This is a genomic window from Paludibacterium purpuratum, assembly GCF_004363805.1.
Lineage (GTDB): Bacteria > Pseudomonadota > Gammaproteobacteria > Burkholderiales > Chromobacteriaceae > Paludibacterium > Paludibacterium purpuratum.
This window is the reverse complement of the sequence record NZ_SNZP01000022.1, coordinates 16241-37153: the sequence shown is the minus strand read 5'-3', so window position 1 is coordinate 37153 and position 20913 is coordinate 16241. Positions and strand designations below refer to the sequence as shown.

Here is a 20913-nt window from a genome sequence, read left to right as displayed (position 1 = left end):
TGGGTCAACATAACGGCGGCGCAAAGCCGCCACGTTACCCCAGGTGGGTCAGTTTTCGGTTGTCGAGGTGGGTCAGTTTTACACTGTCGCTAACATCGCGATGAAGTCATCTGCGCTTCCATCCCGCAGTACGTTCGTGGCGATTCGTTGGATTGCTATCGGAGTAAGACCTTCTAACCTTACACCGACAGGAGATTGCGGAAGAACGATAGTCTTGTGCCTCGTTAATTCTCTGGTTGATAGTATGCAGGCAACGTGTTTCCGTTGTAGAAGAGGCCGCAGTTCGTCCAAAAAGGGGGCAACGTTGGCCGAGGGGCACTCGTTTAGACCATCGCACAGCAACAGAATGCGATCTGGTAGCGATCGCCATGTTCCATGATCAACTCCTAGTTCTTGTTGAATTGCCCGGTCTAATCCACCAGGGACGTAACTGACTAAAGATATAAGGATCGGGAGGGTTGAGTCGGGCATGGTACGAAGCGCTTCCGCTCGAACCAACTGCAGGGTCGTTGACTTCCCTATGCCACCACTTCCGAACAACACGGCAAGGGTGCCCACTTCTAGACTCATCAAATCGTATAGCGATTTAATTTCGCGTTGCTGGGGCGGGGCTGTTTCGATGGGGTCTGCTGCAGAGGATGCCGAGATTCCTTCTGGAAGAGCTGCACTTGTTAGCCTCGGCTCTACCACCGTGGTGAAGTCACGGTGATCTGCGATATAGGCAGCTCGGTCAAAAAAGGCTCGCGGATGTTCGCGGACAAGAGTTGCTATTTTGAAGTGACGTTCAATGACTGTCAGAACATCGTTCCAACGTGGTGACAAAGCGGCATCGAATTCGCTTACTCCCCAAGCGCTAAGCAGGTCGAGTCCACTCACGTAGGATTCTGCGACCTGTCTCGGATCAAGTCTGTGCTCTTCTAAGCGAGTGCGGAGGCTTGCAAGCTCTCCGTTTGAAGCGTTGACAAGCTGTTCGCCAGCCTCTAGGGCCAACTCTTGGCGTGACGTCTCTCGCAATTGTCCGAGAAGCTTCTGGCGAACACCTCCTGTACAAATGAATCTGTGCTCACCTATATCGGAGCCTTCTAGTGCCGAAGTTGCGGCAACCTTTGCCAGCTCTGTAGCGACTTGAGGAGTGCTAAGAGGGGCATTCTGGCGCTTGCACTGTACGCATGCGCCTCGCTGCGAATAAACAGTCTCTCCCTGTACATCAAACCCACCATCACCGGAACCAGACGGTTTTCCGATGATTCGTAGTCCGAGTGTATCCTGAATACAGAGCAGACAACTGAAAACAAATTTTTCAAATTCATCGGCGGAGAGCGAATCAAGAGGTAATTTCCGTCCTTCGTAGTAGGGCGTCTGACTAGCAATTTGTTTTGGCTCAGTCATTTGATATCCATGCGGAGAGAACTATACTCAGGGCCACGCTCAAAAACGACAATTTTGGCAAGCCGCTGGGCATGCGCTAGGAACTGGATAGAGCATTCCAGCCTGCCTTAAACAAAGAAGAGAGAGCCTGGCTGGCCAGGTCCGATACTTGAGATTTAGCTGCAGATTTTACGGCCTCCGACAGCTCTTGCCCAATAGATTTTCCTGGTGACTTATAATCAATGGCTGCAGGTACAATTTTTAGTATTTCCAATGCCTTTGGACTTAGAGTAACAAATGCATTTATCCCGCGATTGGTCGCGCCAACAGTACCAATTAGATATTGCGTTTCGAATAGCCAGTGCACTGTTTCATATGCAAGATCTAGCTCTTTACGTACATCTTGAATTTCTCCATCGCAGAGATAAATCCCCGTCCATATTCCAATTTCATTGTAGGTTTCTGGGCACTGTTCGCAGCCAATTAATTTAACGAAGTCGATTCTATGGCGACATGGAAATTCATCCTGCAGTATTGCAAAAACACAACCAACGTAGTAATTGAATTTATCAAAGTTGTTCTGCATGAAAAATTCGCTTTGAAATGGTGTTAACCTTGTCGTTAAAAAGGCGGAAAACGCAGTGCCTGAGGGGATTCTGCAACTATTTTATGTTGATATTGTTCCGTCTTCCTCAAGGGAAAAGCCGAGACCAATGAGCACTCCGCCTACAAGTTTGTAGATAACCTCAGTAGCAATTTCCTCGGCAAGCTTGGCTGTTTCGTGAGTTGCTCTGTCAGCTCGATGACTTATTCCGTTTCTCACATCTTGAATAGATTTGAGTTCTTTCAGAAAATCAACTTTGTGGCCTTTTATCCTGTGTTCTTGAATATTGATCCCACTGTACTCACTTAATATATAGTCTAAAATTTTGTTGAATCGATCAAGACCATTGTTTCTTACTGCTAAGTCAGAGATCAAGTCGGCGACGGACTCGTTATGAACAAGCCCGTAAATTACGGGTTTCAGCAAGACGGACTTTAGTGCAACCTCGATTGACGTAACAAAAAGAAGAATCGCAGCTGTAGGATGTTGACTGAGGATTTCAATGCCATCCAGGTACGTATAGAAGGCGTTTTGAGCGATTTTTGGATTTTTCAAATAATAGGAGCGAAGACGGTCGTAACTGAACTCTAAAACTGCCTCTGTCGAGATTTCCTCATAAATTTGTGAGTACCATTCTTCTCTTTCTATCTCTTCGGGCGTATCCATTTATTCACCTAACTATCTATCATCACGGGCGACATGCATCTACGAACTGGCGGCCCAGTTCGGTCATTGATACCCAGTGCACAGCTGCCATTCCTCCAAATGCTCCTGCACTATCGATTAGGTCGAGCCGCCCTAGGTTTGTAAGAGAAAGGGCGACTTCTGGACGTAGCACCGCAGGCTCAATGCTTTTATTCGAGACAAGAACTTCATCTGGAAGGTGGTGCGTCCATAGTTGAGGAGGAATGTCGTTGGTCCACTCAGAAGCAAGATCGGCATCAAATAGTTTCACCAATATTGACGCATCAAACGAAGTAAGCTCAGCCAGAATGGTTACGTAGGCGCGGCGCACTTCTGGTTTGGTTACGTCTGCGGCATTTGCAAGCAAAGCCGCCCACCGATCTTGCAGGTATTCGGAATCAGCCAATGAGGCTTCTTCGAGGAGAGGGATTGCTAGGTTAAGCCCAAGAGCCCGGGTCGGCCCTGTCATACCTCGAGCGGCCAAGAATGCTTTTGCCTTCTCGACAAGAACAATTTGATTTTCCCAGCGTCTATACCGCAGCTTGTCTGTCCAGATCGCCACCCCTTGTTCAAGGGGGCCACCAATATATTCCGCAATGAATTCACAAAGAGCTTTGACCGCAGCAACAGATTGACCTGCCAGCCTTGCCACTCCCTGTACCGCCTTAGCCTCTTCATCGCTCAACATGCTGCCAATCCCCCATGGCAATCTCGCGTCCAATCGCAATCGCCTGCTCTATTATCGCAATCATCTCGGCAAATGCCTGGACCCCGCCCTGACCTTCTGCAAGTAGGCCCCCAGGAGTGACATCTGATACAACAGATTGAATTAGCTGATAAAACTCAAGAATTTTTGTCGCCGCTGCTGGCTGGAGTAAACCGAGGTTTTCCAGATTTGCTACGAATACTTTGTTGTAACCCCCATCAATCCGCACTTGGTATGTTGCCCGTGCCCCAGGCGGCATACGTTGAAGCTCGCTTAGTATATTTTTCGCTTGTGCTACGTACTGCCGCAATTCAATGATACCAAGCATTGCAACGATTTCAGCTCGGATAGCAGCGAGTACGGACTTGGATTTATTCTTCGAACGTATCCACTCGGAGCCAACCACACCTCCGAACGATGCCAGCCCGCCGACCAAAGCACCTAGAGCCGCACTGACAATAGGCAACCAGCTTGGAGTGCCTACGGGGCATGACACTTCGACTATCTTTGCAGCTTGGATGACCTGCGCTATCGCCATGATCCCTCCCGCAACCCATATTGTGTTAACTCTGTACTTTGCATATCAGATCATCATTATTATGACTTAGAGGAAGGTGGTTGGGCCAGAGGGAAGGCTGCTATGAATCGCCCTGAGTTTCGTAGAGATTGTGAAGTCGGCTTTGTGCACTACTGCAGCGGTTCAAACGTGAGAATCTGAACGGCTGTAATGGCCGATTAGCAGACCAAATTTCAATAATGCAAAAAGCCACTGTCCCCGGTTGCTTGCTTCATGTCCCTCATCAAAACCCTACACCCCTTACTTCACCTTAATCCTCAGCGTCACCGAATTAATACAATACCGTTCCCCAAGCGGCAGCTTGTTCCCAGACGCTAGGCCAACCACAGCCGGCATCGAATGTGGTGTCGAAGTGGAAGGGCAGCCACGGTCAAGTCAGATCTACCCCCGCCACAGATCGCGACCAAGGCTCCCTAGCCAAGTGCATCACCAGGTAATCGATCAGCGCTTGCACGCGCGCGGGTCGGCTCCGTCCAGGCGGGGTCAGAACATGCAGCGCGATCGGTTCTACCTGCCAATCTTCCATGACGGTTTCCAGTGCGCCCGACTGCAGGTCCTGCCAAGCCAGGAATTCGGGTTGCAATGCCAAGCCCATGCCCGCACGAAGCGCGGGGGCCAGCGCTTCGGCATTGTTGACCTGCAAGGCGACGTTCATCGCCTGTGCGAACTCGCCATGTTGCGCGTGGCGAAAGCGCCAATTGTTGCCACCCGGGGTGTGGCTGTACTGCAAGGCGCGGTGTGCCGCCAAGTCGCGAGGATGGCGGGGTCGTCCGTGGCGTTCGAAATAAGCGGGTGCGCCGACCAGCAAAATGCGGACGGTGCACAGGCGTCTGGCCAGCATGCTGGAGTCGGCCAAGGTCGAGATCCGCAAAGCCAAGTCGAACCGATGGGTGACCAGGTCGATGTGTTCGTCCGTGAAGTTGAAATCGAGCACCACATCGGGGTGTTGCGCCATGAATTCAGGCAGCATAGGTGCCAGGTGCGAGATGCCGAACGACATGGGGGCGGTCATGCGGATCGGGCCGCGCAAGCTGGTCGATTGTTCGGCAATTTCCGCTTCCACCGCTTCGCCCTCGGCCAGGATGCGCGCGGCGCGTTCCAGTGCCGCATACCCGGCCTCGGTCAAAGAGATGCGCCGCGAGGTGCGGTGGAACAGCACGGTTTTCATGCGGCCTTCCAGGCGTGTGATGGCCTTGGAAACGGTGGCTTGCGACAGGGTGAGTTCAGCGGCGGTTCGGGCGAAGGAACCGGTCTCGGCGACCTTGGCGAAGATCGCCCAGGCCTCAAGATCTGGCAGTCTTTTCATGTTTGTTTTGGAAACGATTCGATCGTATTGATTCTTTATTATGGCCAATTATCGGCACAGGCCGATTTCTATCACCGCAAAATTGTAAACGGTGTTATTCGATTATTCCAATTTCATAATTGGCCGAGGCTGCCTATAGTAGCTCCACCGAAACGCAATCCCCCGGAGGAGAACATGATCGAACGCCGATCTTTCGACAGTCTTGGTGGCGCCCATCATGGCTGGCTCGATGCCAAGCATCATTTTTCATTCGCCGAATACTATGATCCCGCCCGTGAGCACTGGGGGGCGTTGCGCGTCTGGAACGACGACACCATTGCGCCGGGCAGCGGCTTCCCGCCGCATTCGCACGCCGATATGGAAATTATCACCTATGTCCGCGAAGGGGCCATTACGCACCAGGACAACATGGGAAACAAAGGGCGGACGCAAGCCGGCGACGTGCAGGTGATGAGTGCGGGAACGGGCATCCAGCATTCCGAATACAACCTAGAGCCGGGTGTGACGCGCATCTTTCAGATCTGGATTTTTCCGGACCGTCGCGGCGAGCCGCCCTCTTGGGGCACCAAGCCGTTCCCCAAGGGCGACCGCTCCGGACAGTTCGCGGTCTTGGCCAGCGGGGTGCCGGGTGACGATGACGCCTTGCCGATCCGTACCAACGCCCGGGTATTGGGCGCGATGCTCAAGGCGGGAGAGACGGTCGAATATCGCTTCGACGCGAATCGCTACGGCTATCTGGTGCCGGCCACTGGGCGGGTCGAAGTCAACGGTGTCGAGCTGCAGGCCCGCGATGGCGCCGCCATTCGTGCCGAGAACGTTATCCGTGTCGCCGCGATGGAAGATACCGAGTTGATCCTGGTCGATGCGGCCGAGTAATGGATCGATGAGCGCAGAAGCAAACAACCACCACCATGTATAAGGAGAAAGTCCAATGTCCAAGTATCTCGAGGTGCTGACACCGCAGAACAGCCAGATCATCTTCATCGACCAGCAGCCGCAGATGGCGTTCGGCGTGCAGTCGATCGACCGCCAGGTGTTGAAGAACAATGTCGTGGGGCTGGCCAAGGCCGCGAAGACGTTCAACATTCCGACGACCATCACCACGGTCGAGACCGAGAGCTTCTCCGGCAATACCTACCCCGAGCTGCTGGCTGTTTTCCCGGAGAACAAGATCCTCGAACGCACCTCGATGAACTCGTGGGACGACCAGAACGTTCGCGACGCGCTGGCGGCCAACGGCCGCAAGAAAGTCATCGTGTCGGGGCTCTGGACCGAGGTCTGCAACACCACCTTCGCGCTGTGTGCGGCTCTGGAAGGCGGCTATGAGATCTACATGGTGGCCGATGCCTCCGGCGGCACCTCGGTCGAGGCGCACAAGTACGCGATGGACCGCATGATTCAAGCGGGCATCGTGCCGGTGACCTGGCAGCAGGTGCTGCTGGAATGGCAGCGGGACTGGGCGCGCAAAGACACCTACAACGACGTGATGGCGATCGTGAAAGCGCATTCCGGCGCGTACGGCATGGGCGTCGACTATGCCTACACCATGGTCCACAAGGCGCCCGAGCGCGTGAAGCACGGCCAGCGCATCGGGCCGAACCCGGCCAAGTAATCGGCTGGTGTCGCCAAGGGCGCGGCGGCGACGGCAGGTTGTCGCGCCGCGGGCCGAAATTTCGGAGGAGAAGCCATCATGACAACCCATACCACCGCCGATGTCATCCTGCGCCACGGCCGGTTCACCACGCTCGATAAAAGCAATCCGCAGGCCAGTGCCGTTGCGATCAAGGACGGCAAGTTTTTGGCCGTGGGCTCGGACGAGGCGGTGATGGCGCTGGCGGGCGGGACGACCCGCGTGTTCGATCTCAAGGGCCGCGGCGTGCTGCCCGGCCTGGTCGACAACCACACCCACGTGATACGCGGCGGGCTCAATTTCAATATGGAGCTGCGCTGGGACGGCGTGCGCTCGCTCGCCGACGCGATGGCGATGCTCAGGCATCAGGTGGCAATCACGCCCGCGCCGCAATGGGTACGTGTCGTCGGCGGCTTCACCGAACATCAGTTCGCCGAGAAGCGCTTGCCGACCCTCGAGGAAATCAACGCCATTGCGCCCGATACGCCGGTTTTTCTGCTGCATCTCTATGACCGTGCGCTGCTCAATGGGGCGGCCCTGCGTGCCGTCGGCTACACCAAGAACACGCCACAGCCGCCGGGGGGAGAAATCACCCGCGACGCGCACGGCAATCCCATCGGCCTGCTCCTGGCCAAGCCCAATGCCGCCATCCTTTACGCTACCTTGGCCAAAGGGCCGAAGCTGCCGTTCGACTATCAAGTCAACTCGACGCGTCACTTCATGCGCGAACTCAATCGCCTTGGGGTCACCGGCGTGATCGATGCCGGCGGCGGTTTTCAGAACTACCCGGACGATTACGCGGTGATCCGGAAGCTGGCCGATGAAGGTCAGATGACGGTGCGGTTGGCCTACAACCTGTTCACGCAGAAACCCAAGCAGGAAAAAGAGGACTTCCTCAATTGGACCGCCAGCGTCAAGTACAAGCAGGGGGATGACTACTTCCGTCATAACGGCGCTGGCGAGATGTTGGTGTTCTCTGCAGCCGACTTCGAGGACTTCCGTCAGCCGCGGCCGGATATGCCGCCGGAGATGGAGGGCGAGCTCGAAGAGGTGGTGCGTATCCTGGCGCAGAACCGCTGGCCCTGGCGCTTGCATGCCACCTATGACGAGACGATCTCGCGCGCGTTGGACGTGTTCGAGAAGGTCGACCAAGACATCCCGCTGCAAGGCTTGAATTGGTTCTTCGATCACGCCGAAACCATTTCGGATAAGTCGATCGACCGTATCGCGGCACTCGGCGGCGGCATCGCCGTGCAACACCGTATGGCTTACCAGGGCGAATACTTCGTCGAGCGCTACGGCGCCGCCGCCGCCGAGGCCACCCCGCCGATCACCCGCATGCTGGAGAAGGGGGTGAAGGTCTCGGCCGGCACCGATGCCACCCGCGTCGCGTCCTACAACCCGTGGGTATCGCTGTCCTGGATGGTCACCGGCAAGACGGTGGGCGGCTTGTCGCTCTATCCGCAGCGTCACTGCCTGAGCCGCGAGATGGCGCTACGCATGTGGACCGAGAATGTCGCCTGGTTCTCCAACGAGGAAGGGAAGCGCGGACGCATCGCGAAAGGGCAGTTCGCCGATCTGATCGTGCCGGATAAGGACTTCTTTGCTTGTGCCGAGGGCGAAATAGCCTTCCTGACTTCCGAGCTCACCATGGTCGGTGGCCGCATCGTCTACGCGGCGGGAGACTTCTCCGCGCTGGACGACAACCCGCTGCCGCCGGCCATGCCGGACTGGTCGCCGGTGCGCGCCTACGGCGGGTATGCGGCTTGGGGCGAGCCGGACGGGGCCGGCAAGCACTCGTTGCGTTATCAGGCGATCGCGTCCTGCGGTTGCGCCAGCGCCTGCGGCTTGCATGGCCATGACCATGCCAAAGCGTGGGCATCGAAAATGCCGGTTTCGGACCTCAAGGGCTTCTTTGGCGCGCTTGGGTGCTCGTGCTGGGCGGTATGAGGCTTGGTGATATGGGCTATTGAAATGACAAGCTTTTCTGCGGTGTGCAGCGCTTCATAACTGTAAGAAGACCATGACTCACATGGTTATGACAAGTTGCTTGAGAAACATATTGTTTGAGTACGATAATGGCGGTCAGCATGTCAATTGATGTACAGACCTTCGTGTTTGTATGAAAACTGTTGGATGAAAATAAAATAAAGAGAAGATGCTATGTTTGAAATTAAAAGAAAATTCATTAATGCTGGTGATGTTAATCTATTTTGCCTTGATTCGGGTACGGAGGGTCTTCCAATTATATGTTTACATGGCCGATGGGGGAGGGCGGAAACCTGGGTGGATTTTATAAGAAATTATTCGGTTAGGTTTCGAGTAATCGCTCCCGACCAGCGTGGCCATGGTCTTAGCGATAAACCTGTTTCTACTTACTCAATAGAAGAGATGTCGGATGACATTGAAAAGATGGTTGCGGAATTGGAAATCGACAAATTTATTATCGTCGGCCACTCTATGGGTGGAGCCATTGCCGCAAGGATAGCCGCTAGGAATGAAAATGTAATAGGACTGGCAATTCTAGACAAGTCCCCCGCCGGGCCGGGCAAAGCGATCAAGCAACCTGATGAAATTGAGCTGTGTGATCCCGTGACTTTCAATTGGCCATTGCCATTTTCTTCCTTGTCTGAAGCTAGCGAGTTTATTAAAAAAGAAATGCAATCCGAACTTAGCTATCAATACTTCATGAATAGTCTTGTAGAAACACCTGCCGGCTATAGTATGATGTATAGCATTCAAGCCATTAGTGCCAATATAGCAAACTATCACAATTGGTATGATGTTTTGGGTGAAATTGGCTGTCCGACAATGATTGCCAGATCCAGTAGTCACGAGGCAGTGAATGATGATGATTTTGAAAGGATGAGAAGAGATATTAAAAATTCATTTATTTGTGAAATATCTCATCCCGATCATAATGTTCACCTTAGTAAGAAAGAAGAATTTTATAATTATTTTGATCGGTTTATTAGTAAAATCGTGATTTAAAACCGTCAGCCCTCCGCCTCGAACCTCAGCGCCACCGAATTAATACAATACCGTTCGCCCGTCGGCGCCGGGCCGTCGTCGAACACGTGGCCGAGGTGGGCGTCGCACTGGGCGCAGCGCACTTCGGTGCGCACCATGCCGTGCGTGCGGTCGGTGAGGCGGGTGATGGCGCCGTCGGCAGCTTGTTCCCAGAAGCTGGGCCAGCCGCAGCCGGCGTCGAATTTGGTGTCGGCGTGGAACAGCAGGGCGCCGCAGCAGATGCAAAGGTAGTCGCCGGCGTCGTTACGCGGGTAGTGTTCGCCGCTGAACGGCGCTTCGGTGCCGGCCTGCCGGGTGACGCGGTAGGCTTCCGGGCTCAGTTGGCTGCGCCATTCGGCGTCGCTTTTCTTGATCATGGCGGGCTCCTCAGATTTCGTCGCGGCTGTGTGCCAGGTGGCTTTCGTCGGCCCAGCGATCCAGTTGCCAGCGGCCGTCGCAATGGCTGATCCAGTTGAGCGCGGCGTTGGGGATGGGGAAGTCGCGTTGCCGGGTGATCGGCAGGTCGTTGGCCCGCCGGTAGGCGATGTCGAGTACGCCGCCGTGGCTGACCACCAGGATGGTCTGCCCGGGGTGGCGTGCGGCCGTTTCGTCCAGAAAGCAGTGTACGCGGTGCTGAAACGCTTCCAGGCTTTCGCCGCTGCCGGGCACGTAGGCCGGGTCGCGCGATTTGAACTGGCGATAGGCTTCGGGGATGCGTACTTCGGCCTCGGCGTAGGTCAGGCCCTGGAACGGACCGAAGTGGCGCTCGCGCAAGCGCTCGGTGGCGATGGGGGCCAGGCCGTTGTGGCGCGAGATGGCGTCGGCGGTCTGGCGCGCACGCGCGAGGTCGCTGACGTAGAGCGCGGCGAAGCCGTGGCCGGCGTGGGCGAGCGCCTGGCTGAGCTGTTCGGCCTGCTGCTGGCCGACGTCGTTGAGGCGGATGTCGATCTGGCCTTGCAGCCGGTGTTCGATGTTCCAGTCGGTTTCGCCATGGCGCACCAGGCAGAAGCGAGTTGTCTGGCTCATAGGATGCCGATGCCGGAGATGTCGCGCGCCAGGTTGGCGGCGTAGTTGTCGGTCATGGCGCCGATAAAGTCGAGAACGCGCATATAGGCCTGGTACAGGGTGGGCTGTATTTGACCGCCGTGTTCCATCAAACCCAGCGCGCGGTTTTCACGCGGGGTGAGCTGGTCGCGGCCGCGGGTGTGCAGGGCGAAGATCGCCGGTACCAGTACATCGAGCAATACGGCCAGGCACGGGTAGGCGGCCAGTTCGGTCACCAGTTTGGTGTGATGGCGGTAGACCTTGTTGCTGGCCAGTTCCTTGGCTTTGATCAGGGTGCCCTGCACGGAGGGGGCGCAGACGTTGAGCAGGTCTTTGGCTGCGAAGGTGCCGGCCAGCAGCGAGTCGTGGTGCAGCATGAACTTGTCGGCCACTTCGCTGACGCAGCGGCCGACGGCAATGCCGCGCAGCATGGCGCATTTTTGCCGCACGTCGTCGGTTTCCCATACGCGTTCGTATTCGGCGAAGCCGGCGAACAGGCTTTCGAACTCCTTGACGTCCAGAATGCCGATTTCGACCGCGTCTTCCAGGTCGAGGATGGCGTAGCAGATGTCGTCGGCGGCTTCCATCAGGTAGGACAGCGGGTGTCGCGCCCAGACATGGCTTTCCTGGCGGATCAGGCCCAATTCGTCGGCGACGCGTTCGAAGTAGGGCAGCTCGGTGCGGTAGATGTTGAATTTGTCGCGGCCGAGTGCGGGCGGCGCGTCGGCCGTCCATGGGTATTTGATCAGTGTGCCGATGGCGGCCGAGGTGAGCCGCATGCCGCCCTCGCTGGCGTACATCTCCAGCGAGCCGACCATGCGCAGGCTGTGCGCGTTGCCTTCGTAGGTCTGGATGTCGCGTTGTTCCTCGGCGGAGAGCGGCGCCAGGAAGTGGGCGTTTTTCGGTTGGCGGAACCAGTCGCGCATGGCGTCTTCGCCGGTGTGGCCGAAGGGCGGGTTGCCGATGTCGTGCGCGAGGCAAGCCACCTGCACCACGGCGCCGATGTCGTGCGGGGTGTAGCCGGCGGGCAGAATCTGCGCGTGCTGCATCATCATGCCGACGCGGTTGCCTAGGCTGCGGCCGACGCTGGCCACTTCGACGCTATGGGTCAGCCGGTTGTGCGTGTGATCGTGGCGTGCCAGCGGGTGAACCTGGGTCTTGCGGCCAAGGCGGCGGAAGGCGCTGGAGAACACCACGCGGTCGTGGTCGATGTGAAAGTCGGTGCGCAGCCCCGGGCTACCCTCTTCGGTAGCCGGGGTGCGCGTTTCCTTGACGATACCTTGATTGACCTTGAACCGCCGGGTAGAGAGCAGGCGGCGCCATTCCATGCGTGAGAAGTGGGACATGAGCGACCGTTATCGAGCGTAATGAATCGATGATAGCAGTTTGGCGCCGCTTGTGGATCGGAGGAAAGGCCGGTCGATCAATGGTGGCGGGTTGGCGTGGTCTTGTAGCCGATGACACCGCCGATGGCTGCGCCGCCGAGGGTGGCCAGGGGGTCGCCGTCGGTAAGAATCGATCCGGCGACGGCGCCGGCAGTGGCGCCGATGGCAGTGTTGCGCTGCTGGCGGGGCATCTCGGCACAACCGGTCATTGTCACGGCAACGACACAGAGGACGAGAAGGCGTCGTTTGTTTTCCATGGTTAAACCTCACTGACATGACGGTGGACGTCAGATTTAGATGAGGTGTATTTGGGAAAGTTCCTACTTTGCCGTTGCGTACCGATCGAAATGGCGCAGTAGACGGTTGGGCAACCAATCGAGCCGGCCGGGGAATGGCCCGGTGACGAAGCCGACATGGCCGCCGCACGGCGGAAATTCCAGTTCGACGCTGGGCGCGACCTGGCTATGGTCGGGCAGGGCGCTTGCCGGCAGGAACGGGTCGTTCTTGGCGTTGAGGACCAGGGTCGGCTTGGCGATACGGTCTAGCCGCTGTTTGCTGCTGGCGCTTCGCCAGTAGGCGCTGCCGCTGGGGTAGCCGTGGATCGGCGCGGTGACCGCATGGTCGAAGTCGGCAAAGGTGGCGGCGCGCCGGACATGCGCCGGGTCGAACAGGCCCGGGTGGTGTTTGAGCTGTGCCAGCGCCTTGGTCTTGAGGGTGTTCATGAACATGCGGGTGTAGAACAGCCGGCCCAGGCCACGGTCTAGCTGCTGGCTGGCGGCGGTCAGATCCAGCGGCGTGGAAACCGCGGCCGCCGCGCAAGGCAGGGCCGCTGCGCCGTCTTCCGCCAAGTAGTTGAGCAGCATGCTGCCGCCGAGCGAGACGCCGGCGGCGAACAATTGTTCGTGCCGTTGGGCCAGGCGTTGCAGAATCCAGCGGATCTCGGCGGCATCGCCGGCGTGGTAGGCGCGCGCCAAGGTGTTGTCGACGCCGCCGCAGCCGCGAAAGTGCGGTACCACGCCGTGCCAGCCGCGCTGGGCGACCGCCTGCATCAGCGAGCGGGCATAATGGCTGTCGCTGCTGCCTTCCAGTCCATGGAACAGGACGCAGAGCGGTGCGCTGTCCTTGCCATCGACGAAGTCGAGCGCGATCTGGCCGCCGTCCGGCGTCGGCCATAGTTCGCGGCGGTAAGCCGGGCGGGCGGGGCGCAGTATCAGCGCCGGCCAGATGGTCTGGGCGTGGCCGCCGGGCAGCCAGCGAGGCGGGATATAGTTCATTGTGCCGATTTGGGTCGGAAGGCCTTGATCACCGCGGGGTCGGTTTCCACGCGCGGACCGCCGATCAGTTCCAGGCAATAGGGCACGGCGGCGAAGATGCCGGGCACCACGCTCTGGCCGTCGGCATCGCGCAGGCCTTCCAGGGTTTCGCGGATGGCCTTGGGTTGGCCGGGCAGGTTGAGGATCAGCGCCTGCTTGCGGATCGCCCCCACTTGGCGCGACAGAATGGCGGTGGGCACGAAGCGCAGGCTGATCTGGCGCATCTGCTCGCCGAAGCCCGGCATTTCGCGCTCGGCGACCGCCAGCGTGGCGTCGGGAGTGACGTCGCGCGGCGCCGGGCCGGTGCCCCCGGTGGTGAGCACCAGGTGGCAGCCCAGTTGATCGATCAGCTCGATCAGCGTGGCTTCGATCTGCGGCTGTTCGTCGGGAATCAGCCGGGTCTCGATGCTGAATGGGGAGGTCAGGGCCGATTGCAGCCAGTCGGCCAGCGCGGGCAAGCCGCGGTCTTGGTACACGCCGCTGGCGGCGCGGTCGGATACCGATACCAGGCCGATCTTCAGCGTCATTCCTCGTTCTCCTCAGCTTGACGTGCGCCCGGAATGGCCGGTTCGGGGATGATGTCCTTGATGGCCTGGAACAGTTGACGGAAGAATTTCGGCGGCCGGGCTTCCAGTTTTTCCTTGCGCGCGTTGCGGATCAGGTTGCGCAGTTGTTGGACGTCGGCCTGCGGAAATTCGTCGACGAAGGCCGGCAGGGTCTTGTCGTCTTCCAACAGGCGCTCGCGCCAGCGTTCGACCTGGTGCAGCCAGCCGGTGTGCGCGGCGGATTCGCCCTTGCCGATGGCCAGGTACGCGCGGATCGGCTCGGGGTCGATGTCGCGCATCAGGCGGCCGATATACTGCTCCTGCCGCTTTTTGGCGCCGTGCGAGCTGATGCGCTTGTATTCGCGGAGGGCGTCGGCCAAGTCTTCCGGCAGGTCGATTTTCTTTAGCTTGTCGTTGGACAGTTCGAGCAGCTCGCGGCCGAGGTCCTGCAGCGCATCCATTTGTTTTTTGAGCTGCGTCTTGCTGACAAATTCGTCTTCTGGTCCATCATTCAGGTAGTCGGCCATGGTTGTCTCGGTCTCTTCTTTATTCAAGGCTGGTATGATACCGGAAAAGCCCGCCCTGGCGGGCGCCCACTCTTTATTCGATTGTGAAAAAGACCATGACAGAAAATAGCTTCAGCTTCAGTCGCACCGCCCTCGAACAGATCGCCCAACATGTGCTGGAACTGGCCAGTCGCCGGGGCGCCACCGCTTGCGAAGTGGATGTGTCCGAAGGGTTGGGTCAGACCGTCAGCGTGCGGCTGGGCGAAGTGGAGACCGTCGAGTACAACCAGGATAAGGGCGTGGGGGTGACGGTCTATTTCGGCCAGAAGAAGGGGCATGCCAGCACCTCCGATTTTTCGGAGCGCGCGCTGGCCGACACGGTGGAGGCCGCGGCCAATATTGCCCGCTTCACCGCCGAAGACCCTTGTTCCGGCCTGGCGGATGCCGCTTTGTTGGCGACGGAGTTTCCCGATCTGGATTTGTACCACCCGTGGGATTTGTCGATGGACGATGCCGTGGCTCTAACGCGCGAGTGCGAGCAGGCGGCGCGTTCGGTCGATAGCCGCATCGTCAACTCCGAAGGGGGAACGCTGTCGCGCCAAGCCAGCCAGTTCATCTATGCCAATAGCCAAGGGTTCTGCCAGGGGTTTCCGAGCACGCGTTACAGTCTGTCCGCCGCGGTGGTGGCCGAAGAGAACGAGGCGATGCAGCGCGACTACTGGTATAGCGCTGCGCGCCATCCGCAGGATCTGGCGAGCGCGGACGAGGTCGGCCGTCTCGCCGGCGAGCGCACCGTGCGCCGCCTGGGCGCGCGGCCGCTCAAAACCGGTCGTTATCCGGTCATTTTCGAAGCCAATGTGGCGGCTTCGTTGATCGGGCATTTGGTTACGGCAGTCAGCGGCGGCAACTTGTATCGCCAGTCGAGTTTTCTGCTCGGCGCGCAAGGCACCGAAGTGTTTTCGCCGGTGGTCACCATCGACGAAGATCCGTTCTTGCTGCGCGGTTTGGCCAGCGGGGCGTTCGATAGCGAAGGGGTGGAGACCCGTGCGCGCCGACTGATCGATCGCGGGGTGTTGACCGGCTATCTGCTGGGCAGTTATTCGGCGCGCAAGCTGGGCTTGAGTACCACCGGCAACGCGGGCGGCGCGCATAACCTGCTGGTGCACAGCACCGGCCAGACATTGCCGGCGTTGCTGAGCGAAATGGGTTCCGGGCTCTTGGTGACCGAACTGCTCGGTCACGGCGTCAACACCGTGACAGGCGACTATTCGCGCGGCGCGGCCGGCTTCTGGGTGGAGAACGGCGTGATCGTGCACCCGGTGGAAGAAATTACCGTGGCCGACAATTTGCGCGATCTGTTCCAGCGTGTGACGGCCATCGGTACCGATTCGGTGGTGCGCGGCGCCACACGCATCGGCTCCGTGCTGGTGTCGTCGATGTCGGTGGCCGGCCAGGCGTGAGTACGCCAGCGTACTGGGACGACGCTTGCGCCGTCCTGTCGGCCGACGATGCGGTGATGGCGGCGCTGATCCGCCAGTTCGACGGCTCGGTGCTGCGCACCCGTGGCGAGCCTTTCGAAACCTTGTTGCGCGCGATCGTCGGGCAGCAGATTTCGATTGCCGCCGCCGATGCCATCTGGAACCGGCTCGGCGCACTGGCGGCATTGAGCGATCCGGGGTCCTTGCTGTCGGTGTCGCCCGAGGCGCTGCGCCAGGCTGGTCTGTCGCAGCGCAAGGTCGAGTATGCGCACGATCTGGCGCGGCATTTCGCCGACGGCCATCTCGACCCGGCTCATCTGGCCTTGCTCGACGACGAGGCGATCATCGTCGAGTTGACGGCGGTGCGCGGCATCGGTCGCTGGACCGCCGAGATGTTCCTGATGTTCAACCTGATGCGTCCCGATGTGTGGCCGGTGGACGATATCGGCCTGCAAAAGGCGATGGCGCGCTGCTACGGTCACGCGGCCGTGCCTAAGCCGGCCGAACTGCGCCTGTTGGGCGAGCGCTGGCGCCCGTGGCGTACTGTGGCCACCTGGTATTTATGGCGCAGCCTGGACGCGACCGAGGTGCTGTACTAGCTTTGAAGTGGCGGGCTCATCGCCCCGCTTGGGAGACAAACCGTCCTGTCCGAATCCGCATAAAAACAGAAAGCGGGGCGCCGTCGTGAAAGAACAAGCCAAGGTGGGGCTGGTGCTGGCCGGTGGCGGCGCGCGCGCCGCGTATCAGGCCGGTGTGCTGCTGGCGATTTCCCACATTCTGCCGGATCCGCGCAAAAATCCCTTCCCGGTCATCTGTGGCACCTCGGCCGGCGCGATCAATGCCACGGGCCTTGCTTGCGCCGCGGAGGATTTCCGTGTGGCGGCGGGCCACTTGGCGCAACTCTGGCGTCAGATCCGTATTGCCGACGTCTACCAGTCGGACATGCTGTATTTCCTCAAGACTTTCCTGCATTTCGGCGTGTCGATCGCCTCCGCCGGTCGTATTTGGCCGAACCCGAAGAGCTTTCTCGATAATGCACCGCTACGCGACTATCTGGCCCGGGTGGTGACTTTCTCCGGCATCGACCGGGCGATCGATGCCGGTGCCTTGCATGCCTTGGCGTTGACGGCTTCCTGTTTCAATAGCGGGCAGTCGGTCACGTTTTTCGACGGCGCACCCGAGGTGGGTGAGTGGACGCGCCAGATGCGTATCGGCGTGCGCGAAAAGATCGGTCTGGATCATCTGATGGCCTCGTCCGCGCTGCCGCTGATCTTTCCCGCAGCCCGGGTCGGCGATCGTTTCTTTTGCGACGGCGCGGTGCGGCAGATGGCGCCGCTATCGCCGGCGCTGCATCTTGGCGCGCAAAAGCTGTTCGTGGTCGGGCTCGCCAGCCATCGCTCCTCGGTGCGCGATGGCGGCTATCCATCGCCCGCGCAAGTGTTCGGCCACCTGCTCAACAGTATTTTCGCCGATAGTATGGCCAGCGATATGGAGCGGCTGATTCGCGTCAACCATACCGTGTCGCTCTTGGGCGGGCATGGCGATCTGGCTGCGCAGACGCCGCTTAAACGCGTGGAGGTTTTTTTGCTTAATCCGAGCGCCTCGCTGGAGGATATCGCCCGCAAGCATGTGCACCTGTTTCCGCCCGTGTTGCGTTTTATTCTGCATGGCACCGGCGCGACGCGCCGCCGCGGCCTGTCGTTGGCGACCTATCTGCTGTTCGAGCCTGGTTATTGCCGAGATTTGATTTCGCTTGGCTATAAGGATGCTCTGAAACAAAAGGCGGAAATTCTGAATTTCCTGGAACTTTAATCTGGTTTCTGTATCCTATTTCGTTTTCATTCGAACTAATTAATTAGAGGGGAATGTATGGGGCTGCCGGGTCGTCGTGCCGGATTCTTTTTGATTAGTGCCGCCTGTGTCGGCGCCATGGGGTTCGCTTTTTACGCGCAGTACGTGATGGGGCTGGATCCGTGCCCGCTGTGTATGCTGCAGCGCGTGGGCGTCGTGTCGGTCGGCGTGCTGGCGCTGTTGGCCGGTTTGTGCAATCCGCGCCGTTGGGGCTTCCGCCTGTGGTCGGCGTTGGTGGCGTTGGCGGCATTGGCCGGCGCCGGGGTGTCTGCCCGTCAACTGTGGCTGCAAAGTTTGCCGCCGGACCAGGTGCCGCAATGCGGGCCGGGCCTGGACTATTTGCTGCAAACCCTGCCGTTTACCCATGCGTTGGAAAAGATCTTGATGGGCAGCGGCGAGTGCGCGGTGGTCGACTGGCGTTTCCTCGGCATGGCCATGCCGTTCTGGGTGCTGATGTTCTTTGCCCTGGTGATCGCTTTCACGCTGTTGCAGCAACGTAAGATACGATAAAGCACAGTGTGTGGATGGGTTCGCGTAGGGCGGGTTCGCGAAGCAACCCGCCGTTCTGAGGTTGATGCGTTGCTTCGCTAACGCATCCTACGCGAACGTGCCCTACAGCTAGAGCGTTTGGCCGTTTTCCGCCCGCACGATCTGGCCGGTCATGGATTTGGCCTGCAAGAGCATCAAAACCAGTTGGGCGATGTCTTCCGGCGTGGAAATCCGCTGCAAGGGCAGGTTTCCGGAAAGCGCCCGCATTTTGTCCTCGTTGCCTTGCCACCAGCGTGTATCGACGGCGCCGGGAGCAAGGCAATTGACGCGGACGTCCGGCGCGAGGGCGCGGGCCAGCGAGCGGGTCATGCCGTGCACCGCCGATTTGGAGACGGCATAGGGCAGTGACGATCCATATCCCGTTTCGCCGGCAATGCTGCCTATGTTGACAATGGCGGCGTCCGGGCGCGATTTGAGGTGGGGCGCGGCGGCCTTGCAGCAATTGAATGTGCCCCTGACATTGACGGCAAGCAGCTCATCCCAAATGTCTTGGGTAATCGCCGCCAGATCGTCGAGGCGCAATTGCCGGGTGATTGCCGCGTTGTTCACCAGGTAGTCGAGGCCGCCATAGGTTTTGACCGCCGTTTCCACCATGGCCTGTACCGATCGTTCGTTTTCCACGCTTGCCTGAACGGCAATCGCCTGTCCGCCATCGTCTCGAATTTTGCCGACCGTTTGCATGGCCTCGTTTTCGCTGCGCGAATACACCACGACGACGGCCGCCCCTTGTTGCGCGAGGAGCAGGCTGACCGCCTGGCCGATGCCGGTTCCGCCGCCAGTGACGATGGCTGTTTTGTTGCTTAGCGGTTGATTCATGCTTTCTCCTTTTCAATAGGTAACGATTGTTTCCTAATTGGTGAAAATTTTTACGGCTGTTTAAGCAAGGCCGAAACTTGCTCTGCGACTTGATCGAATTCTTCGCGCCGACGGCCTGCCTTGCCGGCGATTCGCATGCCCAACAGCATGCACCACAGCCATTTCGCCGTTGCCGTGGGGTCGAGATCCGAGCGGATCGATCCGTCCGCCTGACCTTTGACGACGAGGGTGGCCAGGGTGGATTCGATTTGCTGGAGGGCGGCTTTGACGTCGTGGCTCAGATCGTCGTCTAGCACGCTCAGCATGGCGGCGCTGCCGACAATCAGGCATCCGAGCTTGCCATGCTCGCCGCTGGATAGGTTCGCATAATGGCGCAACATCGCCAGCAGGTTTTCCCGGCCGCTGTCGTCCGCGCGCAAGATGCCCTGAAGTCCCGTCATTCGCTTGCTGTAATAGCGCTCGAACGCTGCCGAAAACAGGGCCTTTTTGTCGGCGAATGCTTTGTAAAGGCTGCCTTCGGTTAGACCGGTCGCCTTGCGGATTTCGGATATCGAGGCGCTGAAATAGCCTCGCGCCTGAAAAACCTGAATCGCCTTGTCCAGCATTTCGTCCATGTCGAACTGCCGGGGTCGTCCCGGGCTGTGGCGCTTGGGTGCAGTCATCTTGGTTGTCATGGGGGGTATTATAGGTAGCGATCACTTCCTAATCAATTGGCATGAGAAGGTGTGCGGGGAGGGTGACCTGGAAAAGACAAAGCCCGTTGACGAATCAACGGGCTTTGCTTGTTTGGCGGAGCGGACGGGACTCGAACCCGCGACCCCCGGCGTGACAGGCCGGTATTCTAACCAACTGAACTACCGCTCCGAACTCTGGTGGGCGTTGACGGAGTCGAACCGCCGACATTCTGCTTGTAAGGCAGACGCTCTACCAACTGAGCTAAACGCCCGAATACTGAAATTCGGCAAATCTTTGAGGTTGGCGGAGCGGACGGGACTCGAACCCGCGACCCCCGGCGTGACAGGCCGGTATTCTAACCAACTGAACTACCGCTCCAACCTGGTGGGCGTTGACGGAGTCGAACCGCCGACATTCTGCTTGTAAGGCAGACGCTCTACCAACTGAGCTAAACGCCCGAATACTCAAACTCGGCAATGTGTGTGGGTTGGCGGAGCGGACGGGACTCGAACCCGCGACCCCCGGCGTGACAGGCCGGTATTCTAACCAACTGAACTACCACTCCAAACCCTGGTGGGCGTTGACGGAGTCGAACCGCCGACATTCTGCTTGTAAGGCAGACGCTCTACCAACTGAGCTAAACGCCCGGAAAAACAATCCGGTTTTCGACCTTGACGATCGACGACCTAAAATTCTGCATGGTCAGGTTGGCGGAGCGGACGGGACTCGAACCCGCGACCCCCGGCGTGACAGGCCGGTATTCTAACCAACTGAACTACCGCTCCAACCTGGTGGGCGTTGACGGAGTCGAACCGCCGACATTCTGCTTGTAAGGCAGACGCTCTACCAACTGAGCTAAACGCCCTC

The 20913-nt window shown here is 58.7% G+C and carries 23 protein-coding genes and 8 tRNA genes; 8 read left to right on the top strand and 23 right to left on the bottom strand.

Annotation, left to right across the window (positions count from 1 at the left end; all coding sequences use genetic code 11):
* Window positions 1-78: 78 nt before the first annotated feature.
* The 6 genes from DFP86_RS18945 to DFP86_RS18920 all read right to left on the bottom strand — a co-directional run bounded on the left by DFP86_RS18945 (window position 79) and on the right by DFP86_RS18920 (window position 5245).
* Window positions 79-1389: an NACHT domain-containing protein gene (locus DFP86_RS18945; RefSeq protein ID WP_133684237.1), complete on the bottom strand. Its 1311-nt coding sequence runs from the start codon at window positions 1387-1389 to the stop codon at window positions 79-81.
* Between the two features lie 76 nt (window positions 1390-1465).
* Window positions 1466-1954, bottom strand: a complete 489-nt coding sequence (locus tag DFP86_RS18940) for a hypothetical protein (RefSeq protein WP_133684235.1) — start codon at window positions 1952-1954, stop codon at window positions 1466-1468.
* Between the two features lie 81 nt (window positions 1955-2035).
* Window positions 2036-2638: a hypothetical protein gene (locus DFP86_RS18935; protein WP_133684233.1), complete on the bottom strand. Its 603-nt coding sequence runs from the start codon at window positions 2636-2638 to the stop codon at window positions 2036-2038.
* Window positions 2639-2660: 22 nt separating this feature from the next.
* Window positions 2661-3344, bottom strand: a complete 684-nt coding sequence (locus DFP86_RS18930; protein WP_133684231.1) for an Abi-alpha family protein — start codon at window positions 3342-3344, stop codon at window positions 2661-2663.
* Window positions 3331-3900: a hypothetical protein gene (locus DFP86_RS18925; protein WP_133684229.1), complete on the bottom strand. Its 570-nt coding sequence runs from the start codon at window positions 3898-3900 to the stop codon at window positions 3331-3333. The genes DFP86_RS18930 and DFP86_RS18925 overlap by 14 nt, the downstream gene beginning before the upstream one ends.
* A gap of 409 nt (window positions 3901-4309) precedes the next feature.
* On the bottom strand, window positions 4310-5245 hold the full coding sequence (locus DFP86_RS18920) for a LysR family transcriptional regulator (protein WP_133684227.1): 936 nt from the start codon (window positions 5243-5245) through the stop codon (window positions 4310-4312).
* Window positions 5246-5419: 174 nt separating this feature from the next.
* Here DFP86_RS18920 and DFP86_RS18915 point away from each other — a divergent pair, with 174 nt between their 5' ends.
* From DFP86_RS18915 to DFP86_RS18900, 4 genes are all read left to right on the top strand, one after another.
* Complete coding sequence (locus tag DFP86_RS18915) at window positions 5420-6121, top strand: pirin family protein (RefSeq protein WP_133684225.1); 702 nt, start codon at window positions 5420-5422, stop codon at window positions 6119-6121.
* Window positions 6122-6176: 55 nt separating this feature from the next.
* The gene (locus DFP86_RS18910) at window positions 6177-6857 is read left to right on the top strand and encodes a hydrolase (protein WP_133684223.1); all 681 of its coding nucleotides are present in this window, start codon (window positions 6177-6179) and stop codon (window positions 6855-6857) included.
* A 78-nt stretch (window positions 6858-6935) separates the two neighbouring features.
* On the top strand, window positions 6936-8825 hold the full coding sequence (locus DFP86_RS18905) for an amidohydrolase (RefSeq protein ID WP_133684221.1): 1890 nt from the start codon (window positions 6936-6938) through the stop codon (window positions 8823-8825).
* A 213-nt stretch (window positions 8826-9038) separates the two neighbouring features.
* Window positions 9039-9866, top strand: a complete 828-nt coding sequence (locus DFP86_RS18900; RefSeq protein WP_133684219.1) for an alpha/beta fold hydrolase — start codon at window positions 9039-9041, stop codon at window positions 9864-9866.
* A gap of 5 nt (window positions 9867-9871) precedes the next feature.
* On the opposite strand, the gene msrB is transcribed toward DFP86_RS18900, so the two are convergent.
* From msrB to yjgA, 7 genes are all read right to left on the bottom strand, one after another.
* On the bottom strand, window positions 9872-10261 hold the full coding sequence (gene msrB / locus DFP86_RS18895) for a peptide-methionine (R)-S-oxide reductase MsrB (protein ID WP_133684217.1): 390 nt from the start codon (window positions 10259-10261) through the stop codon (window positions 9872-9874).
* Window positions 10262-10271: 10 nt separating this feature from the next.
* The gene (locus DFP86_RS18890) at window positions 10272-10910 is read right to left on the bottom strand and encodes a histidine phosphatase family protein (RefSeq protein ID WP_133684215.1); all 639 of its coding nucleotides are present in this window, start codon (window positions 10908-10910) and stop codon (window positions 10272-10274) included.
* Window positions 10907-12274, bottom strand: coding sequence for a deoxyguanosinetriphosphate triphosphohydrolase (locus tag DFP86_RS18885; protein ID WP_243729444.1), 1368 nt, complete (start codon window positions 12272-12274; stop codon window positions 10907-10909). The genes DFP86_RS18890 and DFP86_RS18885 overlap by 4 nt, the downstream gene beginning before the upstream one ends.
* A 77-nt stretch (window positions 12275-12351) precedes the next feature.
* Window positions 12352-12570, bottom strand: a complete 219-nt coding sequence (locus tag DFP86_RS18880) for a glycine zipper 2TM domain-containing protein (RefSeq protein ID WP_133684213.1) — start codon at window positions 12568-12570, stop codon at window positions 12352-12354.
* A gap of 63 nt (window positions 12571-12633) precedes the next feature.
* The gene (locus DFP86_RS18875) at window positions 12634-13587 is read right to left on the bottom strand and encodes a YheT family hydrolase (RefSeq protein WP_133684211.1); all 954 of its coding nucleotides are present in this window, start codon (window positions 13585-13587) and stop codon (window positions 12634-12636) included.
* Window positions 13584-14153, bottom strand: coding sequence for a molybdopterin adenylyltransferase (gene mog, locus DFP86_RS18870; protein WP_133684209.1), 570 nt, complete (start codon window positions 14151-14153; stop codon window positions 13584-13586). Before mog ends, DFP86_RS18875 begins: the two co-directional genes overlap by 4 nt.
* Window positions 14150-14698 (bottom strand): ribosome biogenesis factor YjgA, encoded by a 549-nt coding sequence (yjgA, locus tag DFP86_RS18865; RefSeq protein WP_133684207.1) that lies wholly within the window; start codon window positions 14696-14698, stop codon window positions 14150-14152. The genes mog and yjgA overlap by 4 nt, the downstream gene beginning before the upstream one ends.
* 95 nt (window positions 14699-14793) lie before the next feature.
* On the opposite strand from yjgA, the gene pmbA reads away from it, so the two are divergent.
* From pmbA to DFP86_RS18845, 4 genes are all read left to right on the top strand, one after another.
* Window positions 14794-16137 carry a metalloprotease PmbA gene (gene pmbA / locus DFP86_RS18860; protein WP_133684204.1) on the top strand — a complete coding sequence of 448 codons (1344 nt, stop codon included), beginning with the start codon at window positions 14794-14796 and terminating at the stop codon, window positions 16135-16137.
* Window positions 16134-16754, top strand: a complete 621-nt coding sequence (locus DFP86_RS18855) for a DNA-3-methyladenine glycosylase family protein (RefSeq protein ID WP_133684202.1) — start codon at window positions 16134-16136, stop codon at window positions 16752-16754. Before pmbA ends, DFP86_RS18855 begins: the two co-directional genes overlap by 4 nt.
* A gap of 85 nt (window positions 16755-16839) precedes the next feature.
* On the top strand, window positions 16840-17967 hold the full coding sequence (locus DFP86_RS18850) for a patatin-like phospholipase family protein (protein WP_133684200.1): 1128 nt from the start codon (window positions 16840-16842) through the stop codon (window positions 17965-17967).
* Window positions 17968-18024: 57 nt separating this feature from the next.
* The gene (locus DFP86_RS18845; RefSeq protein WP_133684198.1) at window positions 18025-18516 is read left to right on the top strand and encodes a disulfide bond formation protein B; all 492 of its coding nucleotides are present in this window, start codon (window positions 18025-18027) and stop codon (window positions 18514-18516) included.
* 108 nt (window positions 18517-18624) lie between these two features.
* Here the strand turns inward: DFP86_RS18845 and DFP86_RS18840 are convergent, their stop codons facing one another.
* The 10 genes from DFP86_RS18840 to DFP86_RS18795 form a co-directional block, all read right to left on the bottom strand.
* Window positions 18625-19371 (bottom strand): SDR family NAD(P)-dependent oxidoreductase, encoded by a 747-nt coding sequence (locus tag DFP86_RS18840; RefSeq protein WP_133684196.1) that lies wholly within the window; start codon window positions 19369-19371, stop codon window positions 18625-18627.
* 50 nt (window positions 19372-19421) lie between these two features.
* Window positions 19422-20033: a TetR/AcrR family transcriptional regulator gene (locus DFP86_RS18835; RefSeq protein ID WP_166642335.1), complete on the bottom strand. Its 612-nt coding sequence runs from the start codon at window positions 20031-20033 to the stop codon at window positions 19422-19424.
* 125 nt (window positions 20034-20158) lie between these two features.
* Window positions 20159-20235: transfer RNA gene (locus DFP86_RS18830), tRNA-Asp, on the bottom strand.
* A gap of 6 nt (window positions 20236-20241) precedes the next feature.
* A tRNA-Val gene (locus DFP86_RS18825) sits at window positions 20242-20317 on the bottom strand.
* A gap of 30 nt (window positions 20318-20347) precedes the next feature.
* Window positions 20348-20424 (bottom strand) — tRNA-Asp (locus DFP86_RS18820).
* 4 nt (window positions 20425-20428) lie between these two features.
* Window positions 20429-20504, bottom strand: a tRNA-Val gene (locus tag DFP86_RS18815).
* Between the two features lie 30 nt (window positions 20505-20534).
* Window positions 20535-20611: transfer RNA gene (locus tag DFP86_RS18810), tRNA-Asp, on the bottom strand.
* Window positions 20612-20617: 6 nt separating this feature from the next.
* Window positions 20618-20693, bottom strand: a tRNA-Val gene (locus DFP86_RS18805).
* 61 nt (window positions 20694-20754) lie between these two features.
* Window positions 20755-20831: transfer RNA gene (locus DFP86_RS18800), tRNA-Asp, on the bottom strand.
* A gap of 4 nt (window positions 20832-20835) precedes the next feature.
* A tRNA-Val gene (locus DFP86_RS18795) sits at window positions 20836-20911 on the bottom strand.
* Window positions 20912-20913 lie beyond the last annotated feature (2 nt).

What these genes read in the sequence shown, in the direction of transcription:
- DFP86_RS18945 (WP_133684237.1), bottom strand. Translation starts at nt 1,389, where the DNA reads ATGACTGAGCCAAAACAAATTGCTAGTCAGACGCCCTACTACGAAGGA.
- DFP86_RS18940 (WP_133684235.1), bottom strand. Translation starts at nt 1,954, where the DNA reads ATGCAGAACAACTTTGATAAATTCAATTACTACGTTGGTTGTGTTTTT.
- DFP86_RS18935 (WP_133684233.1), bottom strand. Translation starts at nt 2,638, where the DNA reads ATGGATACGCCCGAAGAGATAGAAAGAGAAGAATGGTACTCACAAATT.
- DFP86_RS18930 (WP_133684231.1), bottom strand. Translation starts at nt 3,344, where the DNA reads ATGTTGAGCGATGAAGAGGCTAAGGCGGTACAGGGAGTGGCAAGGCTG.
- DFP86_RS18925 (WP_133684229.1), bottom strand. Translation starts at nt 3,900, where the DNA reads ATGGCGATAGCGCAGGTCATCCAAGCTGCAAAGATAGTCGAAGTGTCA.
- DFP86_RS18920 (WP_133684227.1), bottom strand. Translation starts at nt 5,245, where the DNA reads ATGAAAAGACTGCCAGATCTTGAGGCCTGGGCGATCTTCGCCAAGGTC.
- DFP86_RS18915 (WP_133684225.1), top strand. Translation starts at nt 5,420, where the DNA reads ATGATCGAACGCCGATCTTTCGACAGTCTTGGTGGCGCCCATCATGGC.
- DFP86_RS18910 (WP_133684223.1), top strand. Translation starts at nt 6,177, where the DNA reads ATGTCCAAGTATCTCGAGGTGCTGACACCGCAGAACAGCCAGATCATC.
- DFP86_RS18905 (WP_133684221.1), top strand. Translation starts at nt 6,936, where the DNA reads ATGACAACCCATACCACCGCCGATGTCATCCTGCGCCACGGCCGGTTC.
- DFP86_RS18900 (WP_133684219.1), top strand. Translation starts at nt 9,039, where the DNA reads ATGTTTGAAATTAAAAGAAAATTCATTAATGCTGGTGATGTTAATCTA.
- msrB (WP_133684217.1), bottom strand. Translation starts at nt 10,261, where the DNA reads ATGATCAAGAAAAGCGACGCCGAATGGCGCAGCCAACTGAGCCCGGAA.
- DFP86_RS18890 (WP_133684215.1), bottom strand. Translation starts at nt 10,910, where the DNA reads ATGAGCCAGACAACTCGCTTCTGCCTGGTGCGCCATGGCGAAACCGAC.
- DFP86_RS18885 (WP_243729444.1), bottom strand. Translation starts at nt 12,274, where the DNA reads ATGTCCCACTTCTCACGCATGGAATGGCGCCGCCTGCTCTCTACCCGG.
- DFP86_RS18880 (WP_133684213.1), bottom strand. Translation starts at nt 12,570, where the DNA reads ATGGAAAACAAACGACGCCTTCTCGTCCTCTGTGTCGTTGCCGTGACA.
- DFP86_RS18875 (WP_133684211.1), bottom strand. Translation starts at nt 13,587, where the DNA reads ATGAACTATATCCCGCCTCGCTGGCTGCCCGGCGGCCACGCCCAGACC.
- mog (WP_133684209.1), bottom strand. Translation starts at nt 14,153, where the DNA reads ATGACGCTGAAGATCGGCCTGGTATCGGTATCCGACCGCGCCGCCAGC.
- yjgA (WP_133684207.1), bottom strand. Translation starts at nt 14,698, where the DNA reads ATGGCCGACTACCTGAATGATGGACCAGAAGACGAATTTGTCAGCAAG.
- pmbA (WP_133684204.1), top strand. Translation starts at nt 14,794, where the DNA reads ATGACAGAAAATAGCTTCAGCTTCAGTCGCACCGCCCTCGAACAGATC.
- DFP86_RS18845 (WP_133684198.1), top strand. Translation starts at nt 18,025, where the DNA reads ATGGGGCTGCCGGGTCGTCGTGCCGGATTCTTTTTGATTAGTGCCGCC.
- DFP86_RS18840 (WP_133684196.1), bottom strand. Translation starts at nt 19,371, where the DNA reads ATGAATCAACCGCTAAGCAACAAAACAGCCATCGTCACTGGCGGCGGA.
- DFP86_RS18835 (WP_166642335.1), bottom strand. Translation starts at nt 20,033, where the DNA reads ATGACTGCACCCAAGCGCCACAGCCCGGGACGACCCCGGCAGTTCGAC.